Below are 21406 nucleotides of genomic sequence, written 5' to 3' on the forward strand. Positions count from 1 at the left end.
CGGCGATGCTGCGCCCAGGTCCGCTTCAGGCGGGGACCCGGCGGAGGGCGGGCGCGGTGGTCTCGCCGATGAACTGCCCGAACTCTTCAAGGAAATTTGCCCCTTCCGACGTGCGTGCAACGAAGATGTTTCGCTTGTCGCTGTCGTCGCGTTGGCGGCGCAGATAGCCGAGCGCGCCCAGCCTATTCAAGGCGCGCGTCACCACCGGCTTCGAAACGTTGAGCGCCCGCGCCAGTCCGCGAACCGTATGCGGCCCCGGTTTGAGGTAGACGAGCAGCAGCAACGCCATCTGACGATTGGTGAGATCGGGTTCGCCCGATCGGACGTAATCGACCAGGGCAGTCATCCAGGTCGAGAGCGAGTTGGCCGCGATTGACACTGATCTCTATCCGCAAATGCGCCGTTGCCGGGCGTCGTTTCGCAGTCATAACGCCTTCGTTCGGCGCGAGTTTCGCGGGTTGCCATTAATTAACGATTGGGACGGAGGCCGCTTGCTCGCAGCTCTTCTTCCACCCCCGGCGAAGGCCGGGGCCCAGTCGCGAAACAGCGGAAACGAAGCGCTGCACGCCGCCACGATCGTCTCCCACCTGGGCCCCGGCCTCCGCCGGGGTGGTAGAAGGGTCGGGGGTGGCATCTCGGCCAAGACGTCCAGAAACCCCCGCCATTGATCGCCGACCCACTCCGGCCTATGTGCCCGCCTTCGCCGCCATGTCCGGGACCAATGAATGTTCGCCTTTCTGCTCGTCGTCCACGCCGTCATCGCCGCCGCGCTGGTGACCGTGATCCTCATGCAGCGATCGGAGGGCGGTGGGCTCGGCATGGGTGGCAGCCCGTCGGGGCTGATGTCGGCGCGCGGTGCGGCGGATTTCCTGACCCGCGCCACCGCGGTGCTGGCGACGCTGTTCGTGATGTTTTCGATCGTGCTCGCGATCCTCGCCGCGACCCGTAGCGGCACCGCGACGATCGATACCTCGCTTGCGAAAACCCCGGCGCCGATCCAGCAGACCGCGCCGGCGCCGAACGCCGCACCGACTGCCGCACCGGCACCGCCGGCAGACAACGGCGCGGTTCCGCTCGCCAACTGATCCCGGCGCTTGGCCGTAAATTAGCGCTCGCGTGCGACGCGGGCGCTTGTCGTTCGTACCTTTCACACGCTAGGCGATTATTCCCATGGCGCGGTTCATCTTCATCACCGGCGGCGTGGTCTCCTCGCTCGGCAAGGGTCTTATGGCGGCATCGCTCGCCGCATTGCTGCAGGCACGCGGCTACCGTGTCCGCATCCGCAAGTTCGATCCTTACCTGAACGTCGATCCGGGCACGATGAGCCCGTACCAGCACGGTGAGGTCTACGTCACCGACGACGGCGCCGAGACCGATCTCGATCTCGGTCATTACGAGCGCTTCACCGGAGTCGCGTCGCGCCAGTCGGACAACGTTACCTCAGGTCGCATCTACCAGCAGATCATCACCCGCGAACGTCGCGGCGACTATCTCGGCGCGACCGTCCAGGTGATCCCGCACGTCACCGACGCGATCAAGGCGTTCGCCAAGGCCGAGACCGACGATCTCGATTTCGTGCTCTGCGAGATCGGCGGCACCGTCGGTGACATTGAATCGCTCCCGTTCATCGAGGCGATCCGCCAGCTGAAGAACGAGGTCGGCCGCGGCAACGCGATCAGCATCCACGTCACGCTGGTGCCTTACATCTCCGCGGCGGGCGAACTGAAGACCAAGCCGACCCAGCATTCGGTGCGCGAGCTTGCCGCACTCGGTGTGCAGCCCGACATCCTGGTATGTCGCTGCGAACACCCGCTGCCGGTGTCCGATCGTGCCAAGATCGCGCTATTCTGCAACGTGCCCGAAAGCGCGGTGATCCCGGCGCTCGACGCCAAGAGCATCTACGCGGTGCCGCTGCAATATCATGGCGAAGGGCTCGATTCGGAGGTGCTGCGCGCGTTCGGCATCACGCCATCCTCGCCGCCCGATCTCGGCCGCTGGGAAGAAATCGTCGATCGCCTCACCAATCCGGAGGGCGAAGTGACGGTCGGCGTCGTCGGAAAATATGTCGGGCTGCAGGATGCGTACAAGTCGCTGAACGAGGCGCTCGTCCATGGCGGGATCGCCAACAAGGTGAAGGTCAACATCCGCTGGATCGACGCCGAATTGTTCGAGAAGGACGACGGCGACATCGCGGTGCACCTGGAGCCCTGCGACGCGATCCTCGTGCCGGGCGCGTTCGGCGAGCGGGGCGCCGAAGGCAAGATCGCCAGCGTCCGCTTCGCGCGTGAACGCGAGATCCCCTATTTCGGGATCTGCTTCGGCATGCAGATGGCCTGCGTCGAGGGCGCGCGCGATCTCGCCGGGATCGCCGAGGCATCGTCGACCGAGTTCGGCCCGACCAGCGAGCCCGTGGTCGGGATCATCACCGAATGGATGTCGCCCGAAGGCGTCCAGATCCGCGAAGCCGGCGGCGATCTCGGCGGCACGATGCGGCTCGGCGCATACGAGGCGTCGCTCAGCGGCAACAGCGTCGTCCAGTCGATCTACGGCACCTCGTCGATCAGCGAGCGCCATCGGCATCGCTACGAGGTAAACACCAACTACCGCGAGGCGCTGGAGAAGGGCGGCCTGGTGTTCTCGGGCATGTCCCCCGACGGCATGCTGCCGGAAATCGTCGAACGGCCCGACCATCCCTGGTTCGTCGGCGTCCAGTTCCATCCCGAGCTGAAGAGCAAGCCGTTCGATCCGCACCCGCTGTTCGCGAGCTTCATCGAAGCCGCGGTCAAGCAGAGCCGGCTGGTCTGACCCGAGCGGGACGCTTCCGCCTCGAACAAGCGTAAGCTGACGGCCGCACAACTCCCGCGTGACCTCTGCCGTAAATATCCGTATCGCCGCCTAATCGTGCCAACACTCCACGCCTTCGCCAATCCGGCGCGCTTCCTGACGATCGCCAAGCCGTTGACGCCGTTGCTGACGTGGCTCGGCGTGGCGCTGATCGCGATCGGCTGCTGGGCGGGGCTGACGCAGACGCCGGCGGACTATCTGCAGGGCGAGACGGTGCGGATCCTCTATATCCATGTGCCGGCGGCGTGGCTGGCGATGGGCGGGTGGAGCGGCATCGCGATCTCGAGCATCGCGTTCCTGGTCTGGCGGCATCCGTTGGCGCAGATCGCGGCGCGCGCGATCGCGCTGCCCGGTGCGGTGTTCGCCGCGGTTTGCCTCGCCACCGGATCGATCTGGGGCCGGCCGACCTGGGGCACCTGGTGGCAATGGGACGGGCGACTGACCTCGATGCTGCTGCTGTTCTTCGTCTATCTCGGCTACCTCGCGCTGGCGCGGGCGGATGCAGACCGGGGCGGCGACGGGCGAATCCCGGCGATCTTCGGGATCGCGGGCAGCGTGCTGCTGCCGATCATCCGCTATTCCGTGGTGTGGTGGAACACGCTGCACCAGGGGCCGAGCATCGGACTGACCCGGTCGTCGATCGACGCGTCGATCCTGTGGCCGCTGCCGATCATGGTCGCGGGCTTTTCGCTGCTGTTCGCAGGCATCGTGCTGATGCGGATGCGCGCGCAACTGGCGACCGTGAAGGCCGAGGCGCGGCTGCGGCGGATGGCGCGGCCATGAACCCGTGGCCGTTCGTCGCCGCGGCCTATGCCGTGACGCTGCTCGCCGCCGCGGTGCTGACCATCGCGAGTCACCGCGCGATGCGCCGGGCCGAACGCGCGGTCGCGGATCGCGGCGCATGAAGGCGAAGCATCAGCGGCTGACGCTCGCGCTGCTTGCGGTCGGCGCGGTGATCGCGGCGGGGCTGCTCGCGCTGTCGGCCTTGCAGGACAAGGCGGCGTTCTTCTACGCGCCCGCCGATGTCGAGCGCGACGGGCTGCCGCTCGGCAAGGCGGTGCGGCTCGGCGGGATGGTCGAGGCCGGATCGGTCCGCCGCGCCGCTGACGGCGTCACCGTTGCGTTCACCGTCACCGACGGTAGGGCGACTACCCCGGTGCGCTTCGCCGGCATCGTCCCCGACCTGTTCCGCGAACGATCGGGCGTGGTCGCGGAGGGGCAGTTCAACGCCGATGGCAGCTTCACCGCGACCAATCTGCTCGCCAAGCACGACGAGAAATACATGCCGCCGCCGATGGTGAAGACCGCGGCGGGCGAAATGCACCAGATCAAGTCGCTCGCGCAATGACCGCCGAAGCCGGCCTCGCCGCGCTGTGGCTCGCCGCCGCCCTCGCCGCGCTCCAACTCGTCGCCGCCGCGATCGGGCTAGCGCGGGGTCGTGAGGACGTGGTTGCGGCGGTGCGCCCTATCGCGATCGTGCAGGGCGTCGTGGTGGCGCTCTCCCTGGCGCTGCTGATCGCTTTGTTCCTGGCGTCGGACATGTCGGTGAAGCTGGTCGTCGAGAACAGCCATTCGGCCAAGCCCTGGCTGTACAAGTTCGCAGGCGCGTGGGGCAATCACGAGGGGTCGATGCTGCTATGGGTGGCGATCCTCGGGCTCGCCGGCGGCGCGGTGGCGGTGCTTGAGCGGCGGCTGGCGGAGCCGACGCTGATCGCCACGCTCGGTGCGCAGGCGGCGATCGCGCTCGGCTTCTATGCGTTCCTGCTATTCTCCTCCAATCCGTTCGCGCGGGTCGATCCGGCGCCGGCTGACGGGATGGGGCTGAACCCGTTGCTGCAAGACCCCGGCCTCGCCTTCCATCCGCCGACGCTCTATATCGGTTATGTCGGGATCTCGGTCGCCTTCTCGTTCGCGGTCGGGGCGCTGATCACCCGCGACGTCGCGCCGAGCTTCGCGCGGGCGATGCGGCCCTGGGTGCTGGGTGCGTGGATCTTCCTGACGCTCGGCATCACCGCCGGATCCTATTGGGCCTATTACGAGCTCGGCTGGGGCGGGTGGTGGTTCTGGGACCCGGTCGAGAACGCGTCACTGATGCCGTGGCTCGCCGCGACCGCGCTCCTCCATTCGGTGACCGTGTTGGCGACCCGCGACGGCCTGCGCGCCTGGACGGTGATGCTCGCGGTCGTCGCATTCTCGATGTCGATGCTCGGCACCTTCCTGGTGAGATCGGGCATATTGACCAGCGTCCACGCCTTCGCGGTCGATCCCGAACGCGGGGCCTTCATCCTCGTGCTGCTGGCGATCTATATTGGCGGCGCGCTGACACTGTTCGCGGCGCGGATCGGCACGGTTCGCGCCGGTACGGCATTCGAACTCGTCAGTCGCGAAGGCGCGCTGGTGCTCAACAACCTGCTGCTGACGGTGATCCTCGGCATCGTGCTGATCGGGACGCTCTACCCCATCGTCGCCGCCGGCATGGGCGTGCAGCTGTCGATCGGCGCGCCATTCTTCGACAAGGCGGCGGGGCCGATCGCGCTGGTGCTGGTCGCGGCGATGGCGGTCGGGCCGCTGCTGCGCTGGCGCCGCGACGATGCCGGCGCGGTGATCTCGCGATCGACCTGGCCGATCGCCGCCGCCGCCTTCACCGCGGCGGGACTGGTGGTGTTCGCCGACATCGGCGTCCTGCCGCTCGCGGGGATCGCGCTCGCCGTCGGACTCGCGGTCGCCAGCGTCGCGCCGCTCTGGGGTCGCAACCTGCGCCGGACGCCGTTGTTCACCTATGGCATGGTCGTCTCGCACCTCGGCATCGCGGTCAGCCTGGCGGGGATGGCGGCGAGCAGCGCCTTCACCACCGAGACGCTGGTCGCGGCACAGCCCGGCGTGCCGGTGCGTGCGGGGCCGTTCTCCGTGGTTCTCGACGGGATCAAGCCGGTGATCGGCGCGAACTGGTCGGGGCTGGAGGCGCGATTGTCCGCGACCCGCGACGACACGACGATCGTCCTGCGTCCACAATCGCGCTTCTTCGCCGACCCGCCGACCTCGACCAACGAGAGCGCGATCGACACGCAGTGGGACGGCCAGCTCTACACCGTGCTCGGCCAGCCCGACACGCAGGGGCGCTGGCAGCTGCGACTGTGGTGGAAGCCGTTGGTGACGCTGATCTGGCTGGGCGGCGCGCTGATCGCACTAGGCGGGTTGCTGGCTTTGGTCGGACGCGTCCGGCGCGAGGGGCGGGCGGCCGCCCGCGCGGTGTGGGCATGAGGCGCTGGGCGCTGTGGGCACCGCTCGCGGTGTTCGCGCTGCTGTTCGTGGTGGTGGCGAGCGGGCTGTTGCGGCCAGCCGATCGCACCGTCCGATCGGCGCTGATCGGCAAGCCGCTGCCCGACTTCGTGCTCCCGTCGATCGTGCCGGGCAAGCCGGGGCTGACCAGCGCGGCGTTCCGCAACGGCGAGCCGCGGCTGCTCAACGTCTTCGCCAGCTGGTGCGTGCCCTGCATCGCCGAGGCCCCGCAGCTGATGCGGTTGAAGGCGATGGGCGTGCCGATCGAGGGCGTCGCGATTCGCGACACCGCGCCAGCGCTCCGCGACTTCATCCAGCGCAACGGCGATCCCTATCGGCGGATCGGCGACGACAGCCGCAGCGCGGTGCAGCTCGCGATCGGATCATCGGGCGTGCCCGAAAGCTTCGTGATCGACGGGCAGGGCAGGATCGTCCTCCAGCATGTCGGCGACATCCGCGCAGACGAGGTCGAGGCGATCGCGGCGGCGGTCCGGAACGCGCGATGAAGCGGCTCGCCTTCGCTCTGCTGCTGCTGCCCACATCCGCGGCGGCCGATCCGACCACCCCGCCGGCGCCGCTCGCCAATACCCAGCTGCGCGATCCCGCCAAGGAGGCGCAAGCGCGCGCGCTGATGGAGAGGCTGCGCTGTCTGGTGTGCCAGGGCCAGTCGATCGCGGACAGCGATGCCAGCCTTGCCGCCGATATGCGCGCGATGGTGCGCGAGCGGATTGCGGAGGGGCAGAGCCCGGCTGCGATCCGGCGCTGGCTGATCGCGCGCTATGGCGACTATGTCACCTATGATCCGCCGCTGGGCGCGACGACCTGGCCGCTATGGCTGGCGCCGATCGCCATGCTGGTCGCGGGCGGGCTGCTGGCGCGATCCAGCTTCAAGCGGCGCACGCGCTGATGGGGTGGGTGTGGCTGCTGGCGATCGGGGCGGCGGCGTTCGCGGCGCTCGCGGCGCTCGGCGTCAGGCGCGCGCTGTGGTCGATGATCGCGTCGGCGATGATGCTCGGCGCGGCGGGCTACGCGCTGCAAGGGCGACCGACGTTGCCCGGCAAGGCGCCGGAGCCGATCACGACCGGCGCCACCGATCCTGCGACGATCGACCTGCGCAACCGCATGCTCGGGCGCTTCAGCGGCGACGGTGCCTATCTGGTCGCCGCCGATGCGATGAGTCGCGCGGGCGATCGCGGCGCCGCGGTGCAGGTCATCCTCGCGGGCATCTCGAAAGTGCCGGAGAGCGTGCTGCTCTGGACCGGGCTCGGCAACGCCATGGTCGCACATGACGGCGGGCAGGTTTCACCGCCGGCGCTGTTCGCGTTTCAGCAGGCGTCGCGGCTGTCGCCCAAGCACCCGGCGCCGCCCTTCTTCCTCGGCGAAGCCTATATCCGCACCGGCGATTTCGACAGCGCGCGGCTATATTGGGCGCGCGCGCTGGTGCTGACCCCGCCGGGCGCCTCCTACCGCGAGGACATCGCGGTGCGGCTGGCGCTGCTCGACCGTTTGCTTGCGGCCAAGCGGCAGGTAGAAGACCGTAATGACAAGGGCTTGCGGAGCCGCTAGCGTCGTCCTCGGATCCCGGAGAGCGACGATGAAGTTCAGGCGTAACACTGCCCTTGCCTCGATCCTCGCGCTGCTCGCCGGATGTGGCGGGGATGGCGGCGGCGGATCGGCGGCGATCACGCCGATCGCGACCGCACCGACGCCGACGCCGACCACCGCCGCGGTGTGTTCGCTGCGCGATCGTCAGGACTGGGCGGCGGCGCAGTTGCGCGAATGGTATCTGTTCCCGGAAACGCTGCCGGCGACGCTCGATCCGTCGCGTTACACCACCGTCGACGACTATATCGATGCGCTCACTGCCACCGCGCGCAGCCAGCAGCGCGATCGCTATTTCACCTATCTGACCTCGATCAAGGGGGAGGACGCCTATTACGCGTCGGGATCGAGCGCGGGCTTCGGCATTCGCCTGTCGACCGATGCGGTGACCCGCCGCGCCTTCGTCAGCGAGGCGTTCGAGGGCACCGCCGCGTTCGCCGCGGGGCTCGATCGCGGCACCGAGATTCTCGCGATCGGCACCACCGCTGGCGCGCTGCGGTCGGTCAGCGACATTATCGCGCAGAACGGGACGGCGGGTGTTTCCGACGCGCTCGGCCCCAGCACCACGGGCACGACCCGCACGCTGCAGATCACCGACGCTGCAGGCACGCGCACCGTGACGATCGCGAAGACCGACTACAGCCTCGATCCGGTATCGACCCGCTACGGAGCCAAGATCATCGACGATGGCGGCCGCAAGGTCGGCTACGTCAATCTGCGCACCTTCATCTCCACCGCCGACCCGGCGCTCCGTGCCGCGTCCGCCACCTTCCGGGCGCAGGGGATCACCCAGGTCGTGGTTGACCTGCGGTACAATGGCGGCGGCGCGATCGCGATCGCCGAGCTGATGAGCGACCTGCTCGGCGGCGGGCGGAGCTCGACCGACGTGGTCGACTACATCACCTTCCGCCCGGAGAAATCGGCGGAGAACACGACCCGCTTTTTCATGGCGCAGCCGCAGTCGATCGCCGCGACCAAGATCGCCTTCATCGGCACCGGCGGCACCGCGTCGGCGAGCGAGCTGGTGATCAACGCCTTCGTGCCGTACCTCCATGCCAATGCCGCGCTGATCGGCACCAACACTTATGGCAAGCCGGTGGGGCAGATCGGCCTCGACCGCGCGCAGTGCGACGATCGCCTGCGGGTGATCGCGCTGGCGGTGCAGAACGCGGCGAGGCAGGGCGCCTATTTCCAGGGATTGGCGAAGACGGTCGAGGCGAGCTGTTCGGCCGGCGACGACCTGACGCACCAGATGGGCGATCCGGCCGAAGGATCGACCCGGCAAGCGCTCGACTATCTGGCGGGCAAGCCGTGCACCCCGATCCCGGTGACGGCGACCGCGGCATTGTCCACCGACGGCGGCGGCCGCCGTCTGTTGCTGACCCCCTCGCGCCCGACCACGGCGCAGCGGGATGTGCCGGGGTTGTTCTAGGGCCCGAAAAATGGATCTCGCCCCCAATTCCATCAACCCAGCGCAGACTGGTTGCAGTCAGCGTTGGATCAACGCGGCTAGCCAGGATGTCCGCTGCGTCCACGAGAGCAGTGTGCCACGGCTAGAATATGAGGGATGGAACGAGCGTATATGCAGCCTCACCCGGCCGCCTTCGCCAGCCCCTTCGACAATTGTAGCGCGCCGTGGAGGCGCGTTTTCGCGTCGGGCCATGCGCGCTGGAGGACGAGCTTGCTGTCGGGGCGGAGCTTGGCGAGGCCGTTGAGGCGGTCGACATAGGCGAGCAGGCCGTCGACGTTGGGCGGCTTGTCGTCGTGGAAGGACACCAGCACGCCTTTCACGCCGACATCCATCTTGGCGATGCAAGCGCGCTTGGCATGGAGCTTGATCTCGATGACGCGCAGCAGGTTCTCGGTCGGGTCGGGCAGCGCGCCGAAGCGGTCGATCATCTCCGCGGCGAACGCCTCGATCTCGCGGCTGTCGTCGAGTTCGTTGAGGCGGCGGTACAGGCCCATGCGCAGGTCGAGATCGGGGACGTAATCCTCGGGGATGAGGATCGGCGCGTCGACCGTGATCTGCGGGCTAAAATCGCGCGGACGCAGGCGCATGCCGCCGGCCTTGGCGTCCATGATCGCCTCTTCCAGCATCGCCTGGTAGAGTTCGTAGCCGACCTCGCGGATGTGGCCCGACTGTTCGTCGCCGAGCAGATTCCCGGCGCCGCGGATGTCGAGATCGTGGCTGGCGAGCTGGAAGCCGGCGCCGAGACTGTCGAGATCGGACAGCACCTTCAGCCGCTTCTCCGCCGCATCGGTCATCTGCCGTTCGGGCGGGGTGACGAGATAGGCATAGGCGCGGGTCTTCGACCGTCCGACCCGGCCGCGGAGCTGGTATAGCTGCGCCAGGCCGAAGCGATCGGCACGGTGGATGATCATGGTGTTGGCGCTGGGAATGTCGATGCCGCTCTCGACGATCGTGGTCGAGACCAGCACCTCGAACTTGCGATCGTAGAAGGCCGACATGCGCTCCTCGACGTCGGTCGGCGTCATCTGGCCGTGCGCGACGACGTAACGGATCTCGGGCACTTCGCTGCGCAGATATTCCTCGATGTTGGGCAGGTCGGCGACGCGGGGCGTGACCACGAAGCTCTGGCCGCCACGATAGTGTTCGCGCAGCAGCGCCTCGCGCAGCACGACCGGGTCCCAGGGCATGACATAGGTGCGGACCGCGAGGCGATCGACCGGCGGGGTCTGGATCACCGACAGCTCGCGGATGCCGCTCATCGCCATCTGCAGCGTGCGCGGGATCGGGGTGGCGGTCAGGGTCAGGACATGGACGTCGGCGCGAAGCGTCTTGAGACGTTCCTTGTGGGTGACGCCGAATCGCTGTTCCTCGTCGACGATAACCAGCCCGAGCTGCTTGAACTCGACGCTCTTCGCGAGCAGCGCGTGGGTGCCGATAACGATATCGATCGTGCCCGCCGCGAGGCCGTCGCGGGTCGCCTTCGCTTCGCCGGCGGTGACGAGGCGGGACAGGCGACCGAGCTGGATCGGGAAGCCTTCGAAGCGGGCGACGAAGTTGTTGTAGTGCTGGCGGGCGAGCAAGGTGGTCGGGCAGACCAACGCGACCTGCTTGCCCGCCATCGCCGCGACGAAGGCGGCGCGCAGTGCGACCTCGGTCTTGCCGAAGCCGACGTCGCCGACGATCAGCCGGTCCATCGGCTTGCCCGCAGCGAGATCGGCGAGCACGTCCTCGATCGCACGATCCTGGTCTTCGGTTTCCTCGTAAGGGAAGCGATCGACGAAGCTGGGATAGCCGCTCGCATCGGGCTCGACGACGTCACCGGGGTGGAGAGCGCGTTCGGCGGCGACCGCGATCAGCCCGCTGGCAATCTCGCGGATCCGCTCCTTCATCTTCGACTTGCGGCGCTGCCATGCCTCGCCGCCGAGCCGGTCGAGTGTGGCGCCCTCTTCCGACGATCCGTAGCGCGAGAGGACCTCGAGGTTCTCGACGGGCACGTAGAGCTTGTCGCCGCCTGCATAGCTCAGTGCGACGCAATCGTGCGGGCTCTTGCCGACGGGGATCGAGGTCAATCCCTCGTATCGGCCGATGCCGTGATCGGCGTGGACCACGAGATCGCCGGGGGACAGCGTCGCGAGTTCGGCGAGAAAGGCGTCGGCGGATTTCTTGCGCTTGGCGCGGCGCACCAGCCGGTCGCCGAGCATGTCCTGTTCGGTCAGCAACGCGACGCCGGGCGCGGCGAAGCCGTGATCGAGCGGCAGCACGACCAACGCGACGCCCGCGCTCTTGGTGGTGTCAGCGATGCTCAACGCGTCGTGCCAGGTCTCCGCGGCCTTCGCGCCGGGGAGGCCGTGGTCCTTCAACAGATTGCCGAGCCGTTCGCGCGAGCCGGTGGAATAGCTGGCGAGGATCGGCTTGCGGCCGTCCTTGCGAAGCTTGGCGATGTGCTTGACCACGGCCTCGTACAGGTTGCCGCCAGCGGATCGCTCCGGACCGAAATCACGCGGGCCGTCGACCGCAAAGTCCAGCACCGTCGCGCTTTCGGGTTCGTGGAAGGGCGATGTGACGTGCGCGGTGGTCACCGCGAGGCCGGCGTTCCATTCCTTGTCGTCGAGGTAGAGCGATTTGGCTGGAAGCGGGCGGTAGCTGCCGGGCTGCGCGGCCTCGGCACGCTTGCGGTTCTCGTAATAGTCGGCGATCGATTCGAGCCGGCTTTCGGTCGCGGCGGTGACGCCGGTGTCGCGGATCACGACGTCGTCGGTGCCGAGATGATCGAACAGGGTGGCCAGCTTGTCCTCGAACAGCGGCAGCCAATGCTCCATGCCCGCGAGGCGGCGCCCCTCCGAAATCGCCTGGTAGATCGGGTCGCCGGTCGCGGTCGCGCCGAACGTCTCGCGGTAACGGCTGCGGAAGCGCTTGACTGATTCCTCGTCGAGCAGGGCCTCCGAGGCGGGGAGCAGGACGAAGCCGTCGATCCGGCCGGTGGTGCGCTGGTCGGCGGGATCGAAGGTGCGGACGGTCTCGATCTCGTCGCCGAAGAAATCCAGCCGCAGCGCATGGTCCTCGCCCGAGGGGTAGAGATCGACGATGCCACCGCGCACCGCATATTCGCCCTGATCGTGGACGGTCTCGGTCCGCACATAGCCGTTGGCCTGGAGCAGCGTGCCGAGCGCGTCGCGGCCGATCCGCTCGCCGGGCGCGAGGCGGGCGACCAGCTGGCGGATGCGGAATGGCGTCAGCACCCGCTGGGTCGCGGCGTTGGCGGTGGTGAGGAAGAGCTGCGGCGCCTTCCTTGCGACCTGCAGCCGGTGGAGCGCGGCGACGCGTTCGGCCATCGTCCTGAGCGTCGGCGAGGCGCGGTCGTAGGGAAGGCAATCCCACGCGGGGAAGCTGACGACCTCCAGCTCGGGCGCAAAATATTGCGCAGTGGCCGCGATCGCCCGCATCGCCGCCTCGTCGGGCGCGACGAACACGACCCGCCCCTTCGCGCCCCGCGCCAGATCGGCGAGCAGCGACGGCTGGAAGCCGGTCGGCACGCCGGAGAGGGTGAGCGCGCGGGCGGCGGAGAGGATCGAGTTCAGGTCGGGCATCTTGGTCCTAGGCTGGTGGGTGTGTTCACGCGAAGGCGCGAAGGCGCGATGAAGAAGGGGGATCGCGCGGAGACGCGGAGACGCGGAGTGGGTGTGGGCCGCCGCAGGCTTTCTCTTCTCCTCCGCGTGAACAATCTTCTTTGCGCCTTCGCGCCTTCGCGTGAACCAAGCCTCCGCCCCGCGCCCCACTCCCGCTAGTCTCGAGTAGGGATCGAGCGAAGCCGAGAGCCCGTATCGAGAGACACTGCCTCAAGAGAGGACCTCTCGATACGCCGTCTCGACAAGCTCGACGGCTACTCGAGGCGAACGGTTTGGGGAGTGGCTCGGCCAGCGGAGCGCCCGCCTACTCCGCCACTTGCACATAGGTGATCGACCGCATCGTTTGCATCATCGCGCCGTCCCAGCGCGCGGGGCAGGGGATGGAGCCGATCGCCCAGCCCATGATGTCGACGTCCTGTTCCTCCAGCAGTTCCTCGAACCAGTCGAGTTCCGCCGCGGTCCAGCGCGAACTGTGCATATCGAAGAAGCCGCCGATCATCAGGTCGGCCTCCTTGGTGCCGCGGTGCCAGCTGCGGAAGCGCAGGCGTTTGAGGCGAATGTCGTGATCCATGCGGCATCCCATGCAAGATTGCCCGGCGGGCGCTGGCGGCGCCGGTCGGGTTCGGTATAGCTGCCAGATAGTCATGCGACCCGATATCCTCAATCCGCTGTTTGCCGAAGTGACGGCGTTGAAGGGCATCGGCCCGTCGCTGGCCAAGCCGCTCGACCGGCTGGGCCTGGCGCGGGTGGTCGACGTCGCGTTCCACATGCCGAGCGGGTGGATCGATCGGGTCAAGCGCGACGAGCTCGACGTTGCGGATGCCGGGCGGATCGTCGCGATCACGCTGACCCCGCGCGAGCATCGCGGCAGCAACGGCCGCGGGCCGACGTGGGTGCAGGCGGCCGATGCCAAGGGCAATCATGTCAGCCTGGTGTTCTTCGGCGGTCATCCCGGCTGGGCGAAGAAGCTGCTGCCGCTGGGCGAGGCGCGGCTGGTCTGCGGGCGGCTCGATACGTACGGGCAGGAGTTGCAGATCGTCCATCCGGAGGTGTCCGAGCCGGATAGCGGCGCCGCCGACGAGTTCCGCGCGCGCGAGGCGATTTATCCGCTGTCGGAAGGGTTGACGTCGCGGCGGCTGGGGCAGTTCGCGCTGGAGGCGATCGCCCGCGCGCCGGTGTTGCCCGAATGGATCGAGCCCGGATTGAAGGCCAAGCGCGAGTGGCCCGACTGGCGCGATGCGCTGGCGCGGATCCATGCCGATCCCGCCGACAAGCTCGCGCGCGAGCGATTGGGTTATGACGAGGTCTTCGCCAATCAGCTGGCGATGACGTTGGTTCGTGCGGACACCCGCAAGCGGCGCGGGCGGGCGCTGAACGGCGACGGGCGGCTGCGCTATGCGTTGCGGCTGCCCTACGACCTCACCGGGGCGCAGGCGCGAACGGTACGCGAGATCGAGGGCGATCTGGCACAGGAGGCGCCGATGCTGCGGCTGCTGCAGGGCGATGTCGGGTCGGGCAAGACGCTGGTGGCGGCGATGGCGTTGCTGATCGCGGTCGAGGCGGGCGCGCAGGGGGCGTTGCTCGCCCCGACCGAGATCCTCGCGCGCCAGCATTACGAGACGCTGCGCAAGACGCTGGGCGGGCTGCCGATCAACATCGCGGTGCTGACCGGGCGCGACAAGGGGCGGGCGCGGGAGGCGACGCTGATGGGATTGGCGGCGGGCGAGATCGACATCCTGATCGGCACGCATGCGATCTTCCAGGAGGCGGTGGTGTACAAGGATCTGGCGCTGGTGGTGGTCGACGAGCAGCACCGCTTCGGGGTGGCGCAGCGGCTGTTGCTCCAGGAAAAGGGGCGCGCACCGCACCTGCTGGCGATGACCGCGACGCCGATCCCACGGACGCTGACGCTGGCGCAATACGGCGAGATGGACGTCAGCCGGCTCGACGAGATGCCGCCGGGCCGCCAGCCGATCGAGACCCGCGTGATCTCCGAAGACCGGCTCGACGATGTCGTCAACGCGCTCGGCCGGCATCTGGCCGACGGCGGGCAAGCCTATTGGGTTTGTCCGCTGGTCGAGGAGAGCGAAAAGTCCGACGTCGCCGCCGCGGAAGCGCGGGCGGAGACGCTGGCGGCGCGGTTCGGCGACCGGGTCGGGCTGGTCCATGGCCGGATGAAGCCGCCCGAAAAGGACGCGGTGATGGCGGCGTTCGCCGCGGCACAGGTCGGCGTGCTGGTCGCGACGACGGTGATCGAGGTCGGGGTCGACGTGCCGAACGCGACGCTGATCGTGATTGAGCATGCCGACCGCTTCGGGCTGGCGCAGCTCCACCAGCTGCGCGGGCGGGTCGGGCGCGGATCTGGGCGGTCGGTGTGCCTGCTGATCCGCGGATCGGCGCTCAGCGAGACATCGCGGGCACGGCTGGCGCTGATGCGCGAGACCAATGACGGCTTCCGGATCGCGGAGGAGGATCTGCGGCTGCGCGGCGCGGGCGAGATGCTGGGCACGCGGCAATCGGGCGAGGCGGCGTTCCGCATTGCGACGCCGGATCTGCTCCACGACCTGCTGCAATGCGCGCAAGACGATGCGCGGCTGCTGATCGATCGCGACGGCGGGCTGGCGGGCCCGCGGGGGCAGGCGGCGCGAACGTTGCTGTATCTCTTCGAGCGCGACGCCGGGGTGGCGTTGCTCCGGTCGGGCTGATCAGCGGTCGAGCTTGCCCAGCAGCGCCGCGTAGCGTGGCCCGGCAATCGAGACATCGAACTGGCAGCCGATGCGGCCGCCGAGCGCCCAGCGGATCGTCGCGGCGACCTCGCCGGCGCCGGGCAGGATGACGTGGATGCGATCGCCGACGGTCACGACCGCATCGCTGCGCAGCATCAGGCCGCTGGCGGAGATGTTGACGATCAGCACCGAGCAGGTCTGCCGATCGGGCATGGTCGCTCGGGTGCGGTGATACACCTCTTCGCGCGGTTCGACGCGATCGTCGAGCGATCCCCTGACTGCGCCCTGTTTCACGCTCTTCTCCGCCGACCGTTCGCGGATTCGCGCCGGTCGTTGCAGGAACGATTAGGGGTCACCGGTTTACAGATACTTACATCGGTCGGATCGGTTCGATCAGGCCGTGGTTTTTCTTGCCCGCGGAGATGCGCACCGGTGCCTCGCCGATCGTGACGGTCGCTGTCTCGTCGCCGACGCGCTCGCCATCGATGCGCGCACCGCCGCCCGCGATCAGGCGCCGGGCCTCGCCGCGCGAGGCGCAGAAGCCGATCCCGATCAGCGCGTCGACGATGCCGATCGGACCCGGCGCGACCGCGAAACGGGGGAGCGAATCGCCGGCGGCGCCCTCTTCGAAGGTGCGGCGGGCGGTCTCCGCGGCCTGGTCGGCGGCGTCGCGGCCGCGGCACAGCGCGGTGGCTTCGGTGGCCAGGATCTTCTTGGCGTCGTTGATCTCGGCGCCGCCGAGCGACTCCAGCCGGGCGATCTCGTCGAGCGGGAGATCGGTGAAGAGGCGCAGGAAGCGGCCGACATCGCGGTCGTCGGTGTTGCGCCAGAATTGCCAATAGTCGAAGTGCGGCAGCTGGTCCTCGTGCAGCCAGACCGCGCCGGCCATGGTCTTGCCCATCTTGCCGCCGTCCGCGGTGGTGATCAGCGGGGTGGTGACGCCGAATACCTCGGTGCCGTCCATCCGCCGCGCCAGTTCGATACCGTTGACGATGTTACCCCACTGGTCCGATCCGCCCATCTGCAGGCGGCAGCCGGCGCGACGCGACAGCTCCAGGAAGTCGTAGGCCTGGAGGATCATGTAGTTGAATTCGAGGAACGACAGCGATTGTTCGCGGTCGAGCCGCAGCTTGACCGAGTCGAACGACAGCATGCGGTTGATCGAGAAGTGCTGCCCGACCTCGCGCAGGAACGGGATGTATTCGAGCGCGTCGAGCCACTCGGCATTGTCGAGCAGCACCGCGTCGTTGGGGCCGCCCATCTCGCCTGCGGGCGCAAAGGTCAGGAAGCGTCCGAAGATCCGCTTGATCGACGCCACATTGGCCTGGATGCCGTCAGCGGCGAGCAGCTTGCGCGCCTCGTCCTTGAAGCTCGGATCGCCGATCTTGCCGGTGCCGCCGCCCATCAGCACGATCGGCTTGTGCCCGGTCTGCTGGAGCCGGCGGAGCAGCATGATCTGGACGAGGCTGCCGACGTGGAGCGACGGCGCGGTCGGATCGAAGCCGATATACCCGGGCACGACCTGCTTGGCGGCGAGCGCGTCGAGCGCTGCGGCATCGGTCAGTTGGTGGATGTAGCCGCGCGCGGCGAGGGTGGTGAGCAGGTCGGACTGGTAGGTCATCGGGGGCGGTTAGCAAGCGAGGGAGCGGGCGTCACGTGTTTGGGGATGGTGGGCGATTGATCATGAGTGTGCCGCTTGCGTCGCGTGCTCCCGCGAAGGCGGGAGCCCAGTACTGGGTCCCCGCCTCCGCGGGGACACAACGAGCGCGAGGATGTCCGATAATCGCTACTAGGTTTAACTCCGCGGCAACTGCGTCTGCGGATCCACCGGGGTACGCCCCTTGCGGAGTTCGAAGTGCAATTCCGGCTGGTCGGCATAGCCGGTGTCGCCCGACAGCGCGACGGTCTGGCCGCGCTTCACGCTCTGACCGCGCTGGACCAGAAGCTTGGAGGCGTGGCCGTACACGCTGGTCCAGCCGCCGCCGTGCTTGATGATGACCAGGCCGCCGAGCGCGGCGATGCCGTCGCCGACATAGGCCACGACGCCGTCGGCGACCGAGTGGATCGGAGAGGCGAGTGCGACCGCGATCTTGATCCCGTCGTTGCGTTCGCCGCTGGCGCCGGGGCCGAAGCGCTTCACGACGCGCCCGTCGACCGGCCACATGAAGGCGCCGCCGGTCAGCCGCGCGGGGGCGACCACGACCGCGTTGGCGGGCAACACGCGCCTGGCGCTGGCGACCGGGCGGGCAGGCTGCTGGCTGGGCGCGGGGGCGGGTTCGCCGCCGGTGATGATGTCGTCGATGTCGAGCTTGAACGCGGCGGCGCGCTCGGCGCGGGTCGGACCGCTCTGGCTGTCGCCGGGGATCAGGATGCGCTGGCCGACGCGGAGGATGTATGGCTCGGCGAGCGCGTTGGCGGCAACGATCCGCGACCATTCGACGCCATAGGCGCGCGCGATCGCGATGCCGCTCTGCGCCGGGCGCACGAGGTGGTAGCGGCCGCCGGGAATGGCGAGGCGCTGGCCCGCGCGGATCGTGAAGGGCGGCGGCAGACCGTTGACGCGCGCGATCGCCTCGCTGCCCGCACCGGTGCGATCGCCGACCGCGCGGAGCGTGTCGCCGGACCGGACCACGTAGCTGCCATCGGGCACCATGCGCGCATCGGGCTCGACCGGTCGTGCCTCCCAGGCGGGCTTTGGCGCGGGCAGGATCGAAACCTCGTCGTCGACCGGGCGGCGCTGATAATCGTCGAGCGGCGGGCCGGCGTCCTGGACCGGACGGCGTTCCTCGACGCGGGGCGGCGGCTGGCGGACCGCGACGCGGGGCGGGTCCTCGCCCGGAATGCAGCCGGCGAGCGTCAGCATCGCTGCCCCGATCGCCGCCCGCCGGATCATCCGATCGGCGCCAGCCGCTCAAGCCCGCCTAGATAGGGGCGGAGGATATGGGGCACCGCGACCGAGCCGTCCTGCTGCTGGTAGTTCTCGATCACCGCGACCAGCGTCCGGCCGACCGCCAGGCCCGAGCCGTTGAGGGTGTGGACGAAGCGGGTCGCCTTCTCGCCCTCCGGCCGATAGCGCGCGTTCATCCGCCGGGCCTGAAAGTCGCCGCAGGTCGAACAGCTGGAGATCTCGCGATAGGCGTGCTGGCCGGGCAGCCAGACCTCCAGATCATAGGTACGCCGCGCGGTGAAGCCCATGTCGCCCGCGCAGAGCAGCATCCGGCGATAGGGCAGCGCGAGGGCATCGAGGATGCTCTCCGCGCAGCGGGTCATGCGCTCATGCTCCACCTCGGACACGTCGGGCGCGACGATCGAGACCATCTCGACCTTGTCGAACTGGTGCTGGCGAATGTAGCCGCGGGTGTCGCGCCCCGCCGAGCCCGCCTCCGAGCGGAAGCAGGGGGTGAGCGCGGCGAATCGCATCGGCAGCTCGCCAGCGGGAAGGATCTTCTCGCGGACGATGTTGGTCAGCGACACTTCCGCTGTCGGGATCAGCCAGCGGCCATCGGTGGTGCGGAACAGGTCCTCGGCGAACTTGGGAAGCTGGCCGGTGCCGAACACCGCCTCGTCCTTCACCAGCAATGGCGGCGCGACCTCCTCATAGCCGTGGTCGCGGGTGAGGGTGTCGAGCATGAACTGGCCGAGCGCTCGCTGCAGGCGCGCGGCGGGGCCGCGGACCAGCGTAAAGCGTGCGCCGGCGATCGCGACGCCGGTTTCGAAATCGAGGCCGATCGCGGGGCCGATCGCGTCGTGTTCCCGCACCGGGAATGGCAAGGTGGTCCGGGTGCCGCGCTCGTGGACCAGCGCGTTGCCGGTCTCGTCCTCGCCCTCGGGCACGTCGGCGGCGGGCAGATTGGGGAGCGCGGCGAGCGCGGCGTCGATCGTTGCGGCGGCCTCGCCCTCGGCGGCTTCGAGGCCGGGCAATGCGTCCTTCAGCGCCGCGACCTCGGCCATCAGCGACTGGGCACGCGCCTCGTCATTCTGTGCTTTCGCGTGGCCGATCTGCTTCGATAGTTCGTTGCGGCGGGTCTGCGCCTCCTGCGCGGCGGCGATCGTGGCGCGGCGCGCATCGTCGGCGGCAAGCAGCCCGACGGCGTTGGCGGGCAGGCCGCGACGGGCGAGGGCGGCGTCGAAGGCGGCGGGATCGTCCCGGATGGCGCGTATGTCGTGCATGATGCACGGGCTATGCCGAGGCACCCGCGCAGGCGCAACCCGGCTGCCTCCCCTTGCGTTGAGCCCCCGATTGCAACGACCGGGAGTATGAGACGATGCAGGTTCCCCATAATGCGTTCGTGCTGGTCGCGGATGGCCGCAAGGCGCTGTTCTTCCGCAACGAAGGCGATGCCGAGTTCCCCAACCTACAGGTCGAACACGCGGTCGAGCACCCGAACCCGGCCGACCGCGACCAGAAGACCGACGCCGCGGGCGGTGCATCGTCGACGCAAAGCGGTGCCGGGGGTCAGTTCGCCGGGTCGCGCGGATCGATGGACGAGACCGATTACCACCAGCAGGAGGAGGATCGCTTCGCCGCCGAGACCGCGGAAATGCTCAAGCGGCGCGCGCTGGCCAACGAATACGAGTCGTTGATCATCGTCGCGCCGCCCAAGACGCTGGGCGAGCTGCGCAAGCATTACCACAAGGAAGTCAGCAACCGGCTGGCGGGCGAGCTCGCGAAGGACCTGACCGGGCACCCGGTGCCCGATATCGAGAAGGCGCTGAGCGCGGCCTGATCAGGCCTCGACCGGTTTGGCGAAGCGGCGGCGTGCGATCAGCACCGCTGCCCCCGCGCCGAACAGGAAAACCATCGGCGGGGCCGGGACGGGCGCGGGCTTGCCGCCGCTCGACCCGGTGCCGCCGTTGGAGCTCCAGCCGCCGTTGGACGACCAGTGGCCGCCGCTGCTCCAGCCCTTGCTGCTCGATCCGTAGCTAGACGAGCTGGTCGACGTCGACGTCGAGGAGCCGTTGCTGCTCGAGCTGGTCGAGGTTGACGACGACACGTTGCCGCTCGAGCTCGACGAAGTCGACGAGGCGACGTTGCCCGACGAGGAGGACGAGGTCGAGGACGAGACGTTGCCGCTCGAGCCGCCCGATGACGAGGTGCTCGACACCGTCGCGCCACCGGTCGACGTCGAGGACCCGCCGGTCGACGAGGTGCTGCTGACGTTGCCGCTGGAGGTCGATCCGCCGCTGCTGCTGCTCGAGGTCGAGCCCCCGCTGCTGGAGGTGGAGCCGCCGCTGGACGTCGACGAAACGACGATGCTGCCGCTCGAGCCCGAGCTGCCGCCGCCGAAGAACCCACCACCGAATCCGCCGCTGCCGCCGAAGAAGCCGCCGCTGCCGCCGACCACCACGGGCACGCCGCCGCCACTGCCGCCGAAGCTGTCGCCGAACGGCATCGGTGCGGGGGCAGGCTGGTTGGCGACCGCGATCACCGTCGGCGCGCAGCCGGTGGTCGTCGTGGTCGTCACGACTCGGGTACGCGGGCGGATCGGGCGCGGCGCCGGGCGGGCCAGGGCGACGCGGCGGACCGGCTTGGTGTAGACCGGCTTGACCTGCTTGGTGAAGTGCGGCGCGCGCTTGGGGCTTTCCGCGACATGGACCGCGCCACCGCCGATCACGGCACCACCGCATGCGCACGCGCACAATTTGGCCATCGCCATCCGCACAGACATAGGGACACTCTCTCGTTGCTGGCAGACGGGAGCTGCTTGCCAGTCCCCGTATGCGTTGCCGCTATGGCGCAGAGTGCAAAAGAAACTATTAAGTGCAACGACATTTACCCTGATCCTGCCGAATACTTACGCGTTCGTATGATCAGCACAGGCAATAGTATCGTTAACGTGCCGCGTTGACACTGATTC

21 protein-coding genes are annotated in these 21406 nt (G+C 68.7%); 13 read left to right on the top strand and 8 right to left on the bottom strand.

Annotation, left to right across the window (positions count from 1 at the left end; genetic code table 11):
* Positions 1-25: 25 nt before the first annotated feature.
* On the bottom strand, positions 26-346 hold the full coding sequence (locus ACT009_RS02695) for a MarR family transcriptional regulator (RefSeq protein WP_375422309.1): 321 nt from the start codon (positions 344-346) through the stop codon (positions 26-28).
* Between the two features lie 379 nt (positions 347-725).
* On the opposite strand from ACT009_RS02695, the gene secG reads away from it, so the two are divergent.
* From secG to ACT009_RS02745, 10 genes are all read left to right on the top strand, one after another.
* Positions 726-1085 carry a preprotein translocase subunit SecG gene (secG, locus tag ACT009_RS02700; protein ID WP_445192850.1) on the top strand — a complete coding sequence of 120 codons (360 nt, stop codon included), beginning with the start codon at positions 726-728 and terminating at the stop codon, positions 1083-1085.
* A gap of 85 nt (positions 1086-1170) precedes the next feature.
* Positions 1171-2805: a CTP synthase gene (locus ACT009_RS02705; RefSeq protein WP_445192851.1), complete on the top strand. Its 1635-nt coding sequence runs from the start codon at positions 1171-1173 to the stop codon at positions 2803-2805.
* 96 nt (positions 2806-2901) lie between these two features.
* Complete coding sequence (ccmC, locus tag ACT009_RS02710) at positions 2902-3627, top strand: heme ABC transporter permease CcmC (protein WP_445192852.1); 726 nt, start codon at positions 2902-2904, stop codon at positions 3625-3627.
* Positions 3624-3749, top strand: coding sequence for a heme exporter protein CcmD (gene ccmD / locus ACT009_RS02715; RefSeq protein WP_445192853.1), 126 nt, complete (start codon positions 3624-3626; stop codon positions 3747-3749). Before ccmC ends, ccmD begins: the two co-directional genes overlap by 4 nt.
* Positions 3746-4192: a cytochrome c maturation protein CcmE gene (gene ccmE, locus ACT009_RS02720; RefSeq protein WP_445192854.1), complete on the top strand. Its 447-nt coding sequence runs from the start codon at positions 3746-3748 to the stop codon at positions 4190-4192. The genes ccmD and ccmE overlap by 4 nt, the downstream gene beginning before the upstream one ends.
* Complete coding sequence (locus ACT009_RS02725; RefSeq protein ID WP_445192855.1) at positions 4189-6105, top strand: heme lyase CcmF/NrfE family subunit; 1917 nt, start codon at positions 4189-4191, stop codon at positions 6103-6105. Before ccmE ends, ACT009_RS02725 begins: the two co-directional genes overlap by 4 nt.
* Entirely contained in the window at positions 6102-6629 is a 528-nt protein-coding gene (locus ACT009_RS02730; RefSeq protein WP_445192856.1) for a redoxin family protein, read from the top strand. Before ACT009_RS02725 ends, ACT009_RS02730 begins: the two co-directional genes overlap by 4 nt.
* Positions 6626-7030: a cytochrome c-type biogenesis protein gene (locus ACT009_RS02735; RefSeq protein ID WP_445192857.1), complete on the top strand. Its 405-nt coding sequence runs from the start codon at positions 6626-6628 to the stop codon at positions 7028-7030. Before ACT009_RS02730 ends, ACT009_RS02735 begins: the two co-directional genes overlap by 4 nt.
* Positions 6955-7689, top strand: a complete 735-nt coding sequence (locus ACT009_RS02740) for a tetratricopeptide repeat protein (RefSeq protein ID WP_445192858.1) — start codon at positions 6955-6957, stop codon at positions 7687-7689. The genes ACT009_RS02735 and ACT009_RS02740 overlap by 76 nt, the downstream gene beginning before the upstream one ends.
* Positions 7690-7717: 28 nt before the next feature.
* A complete protein-coding gene (locus tag ACT009_RS02745) occupies positions 7718-9157 on the top strand; it encodes a S41 family peptidase (RefSeq protein WP_445192859.1) in 1440 nt (479 codons plus the stop codon).
* 158 nt (positions 9158-9315) lie between these two features.
* On the opposite strand, the gene mfd is transcribed toward ACT009_RS02745, so the two are convergent.
* Together mfd and ACT009_RS02755 are read right to left on the bottom strand one after the other, a co-directional pair.
* Positions 9316-12783, bottom strand: coding sequence for a transcription-repair coupling factor (mfd, locus tag ACT009_RS02750; RefSeq protein WP_445192860.1), 3468 nt, complete (start codon positions 12781-12783; stop codon positions 9316-9318).
* Positions 12784-13126: 343 nt separating this feature from the next.
* Positions 13127-13393 (bottom strand): FAD assembly factor SdhE, encoded by a 267-nt coding sequence (locus ACT009_RS02755; protein WP_445192861.1) that lies wholly within the window; start codon positions 13391-13393, stop codon positions 13127-13129.
* 73 nt (positions 13394-13466) lie between these two features.
* Between ACT009_RS02755 and recG the strand changes: the two genes are divergently transcribed.
* Positions 13467-15527 (top strand): ATP-dependent DNA helicase RecG, encoded by a 2061-nt coding sequence (recG, locus tag ACT009_RS02760; RefSeq protein WP_445192862.1) that lies wholly within the window; start codon positions 13467-13469, stop codon positions 15525-15527.
* On the opposite strand, the gene ACT009_RS02765 is transcribed toward recG, so the two are convergent.
* From ACT009_RS02765 to serS, 4 genes are all read right to left on the bottom strand, one after another.
* Positions 15528-15842, bottom strand: coding sequence for a PilZ domain-containing protein (locus ACT009_RS02765; protein WP_445192863.1), 315 nt, complete (start codon positions 15840-15842; stop codon positions 15528-15530).
* 76 nt (positions 15843-15918) lie between these two features.
* Entirely contained in the window at positions 15919-17169 is a 1251-nt protein-coding gene (gene tyrS / locus ACT009_RS02770; RefSeq protein ID WP_445192864.1) for a tyrosine--tRNA ligase, read from the bottom strand.
* Between the two features lie 174 nt (positions 17170-17343).
* Positions 17344-18411 carry a peptidoglycan DD-metalloendopeptidase family protein gene (locus tag ACT009_RS02775; protein ID WP_445192865.1) on the bottom strand — a complete coding sequence of 356 codons (1068 nt, stop codon included), beginning with the start codon at positions 18409-18411 and terminating at the stop codon, positions 17344-17346.
* Between the two features lie 26 nt (positions 18412-18437).
* On the bottom strand, positions 18438-19718 hold the full coding sequence (gene serS, locus ACT009_RS02780) for a serine--tRNA ligase (RefSeq protein ID WP_445192866.1): 1281 nt from the start codon (positions 19716-19718) through the stop codon (positions 18438-18440).
* 95 nt (positions 19719-19813) lie between these two features.
* Between serS and ACT009_RS02785 the strand changes: the two genes are divergently transcribed.
* Positions 19814-20275 (top strand): host attachment family protein, encoded by a 462-nt coding sequence (locus ACT009_RS02785; protein ID WP_445192867.1) that lies wholly within the window; start codon positions 19814-19816, stop codon positions 20273-20275.
* Here ACT009_RS02785 and ACT009_RS02790 read toward each other — a convergent pair whose 3' ends face one another.
* Positions 20276-20542 carry a PEP-CTERM sorting domain-containing protein gene (locus ACT009_RS02790; RefSeq protein ID WP_445192868.1) on the bottom strand — a complete coding sequence of 89 codons (267 nt, stop codon included), beginning with the start codon at positions 20540-20542 and terminating at the stop codon, positions 20276-20278.
* On the opposite strand from ACT009_RS02790, the gene ACT009_RS02795 reads away from it, so the two are divergent.
* Positions 20508-21086 (top strand): hypothetical protein, encoded by a 579-nt coding sequence (locus tag ACT009_RS02795; protein ID WP_445192869.1) that lies wholly within the window; start codon positions 20508-20510, stop codon positions 21084-21086. The two genes, ACT009_RS02790 and ACT009_RS02795, sit on opposite strands and share 35 nt — an antisense overlap.
* The last annotated feature ends 320 nt before the right edge of the window (positions 21087-21406 follow it).

It is taken from the genome of Sphingomonas sp. Tas61C01 (assembly GCF_052567495.1).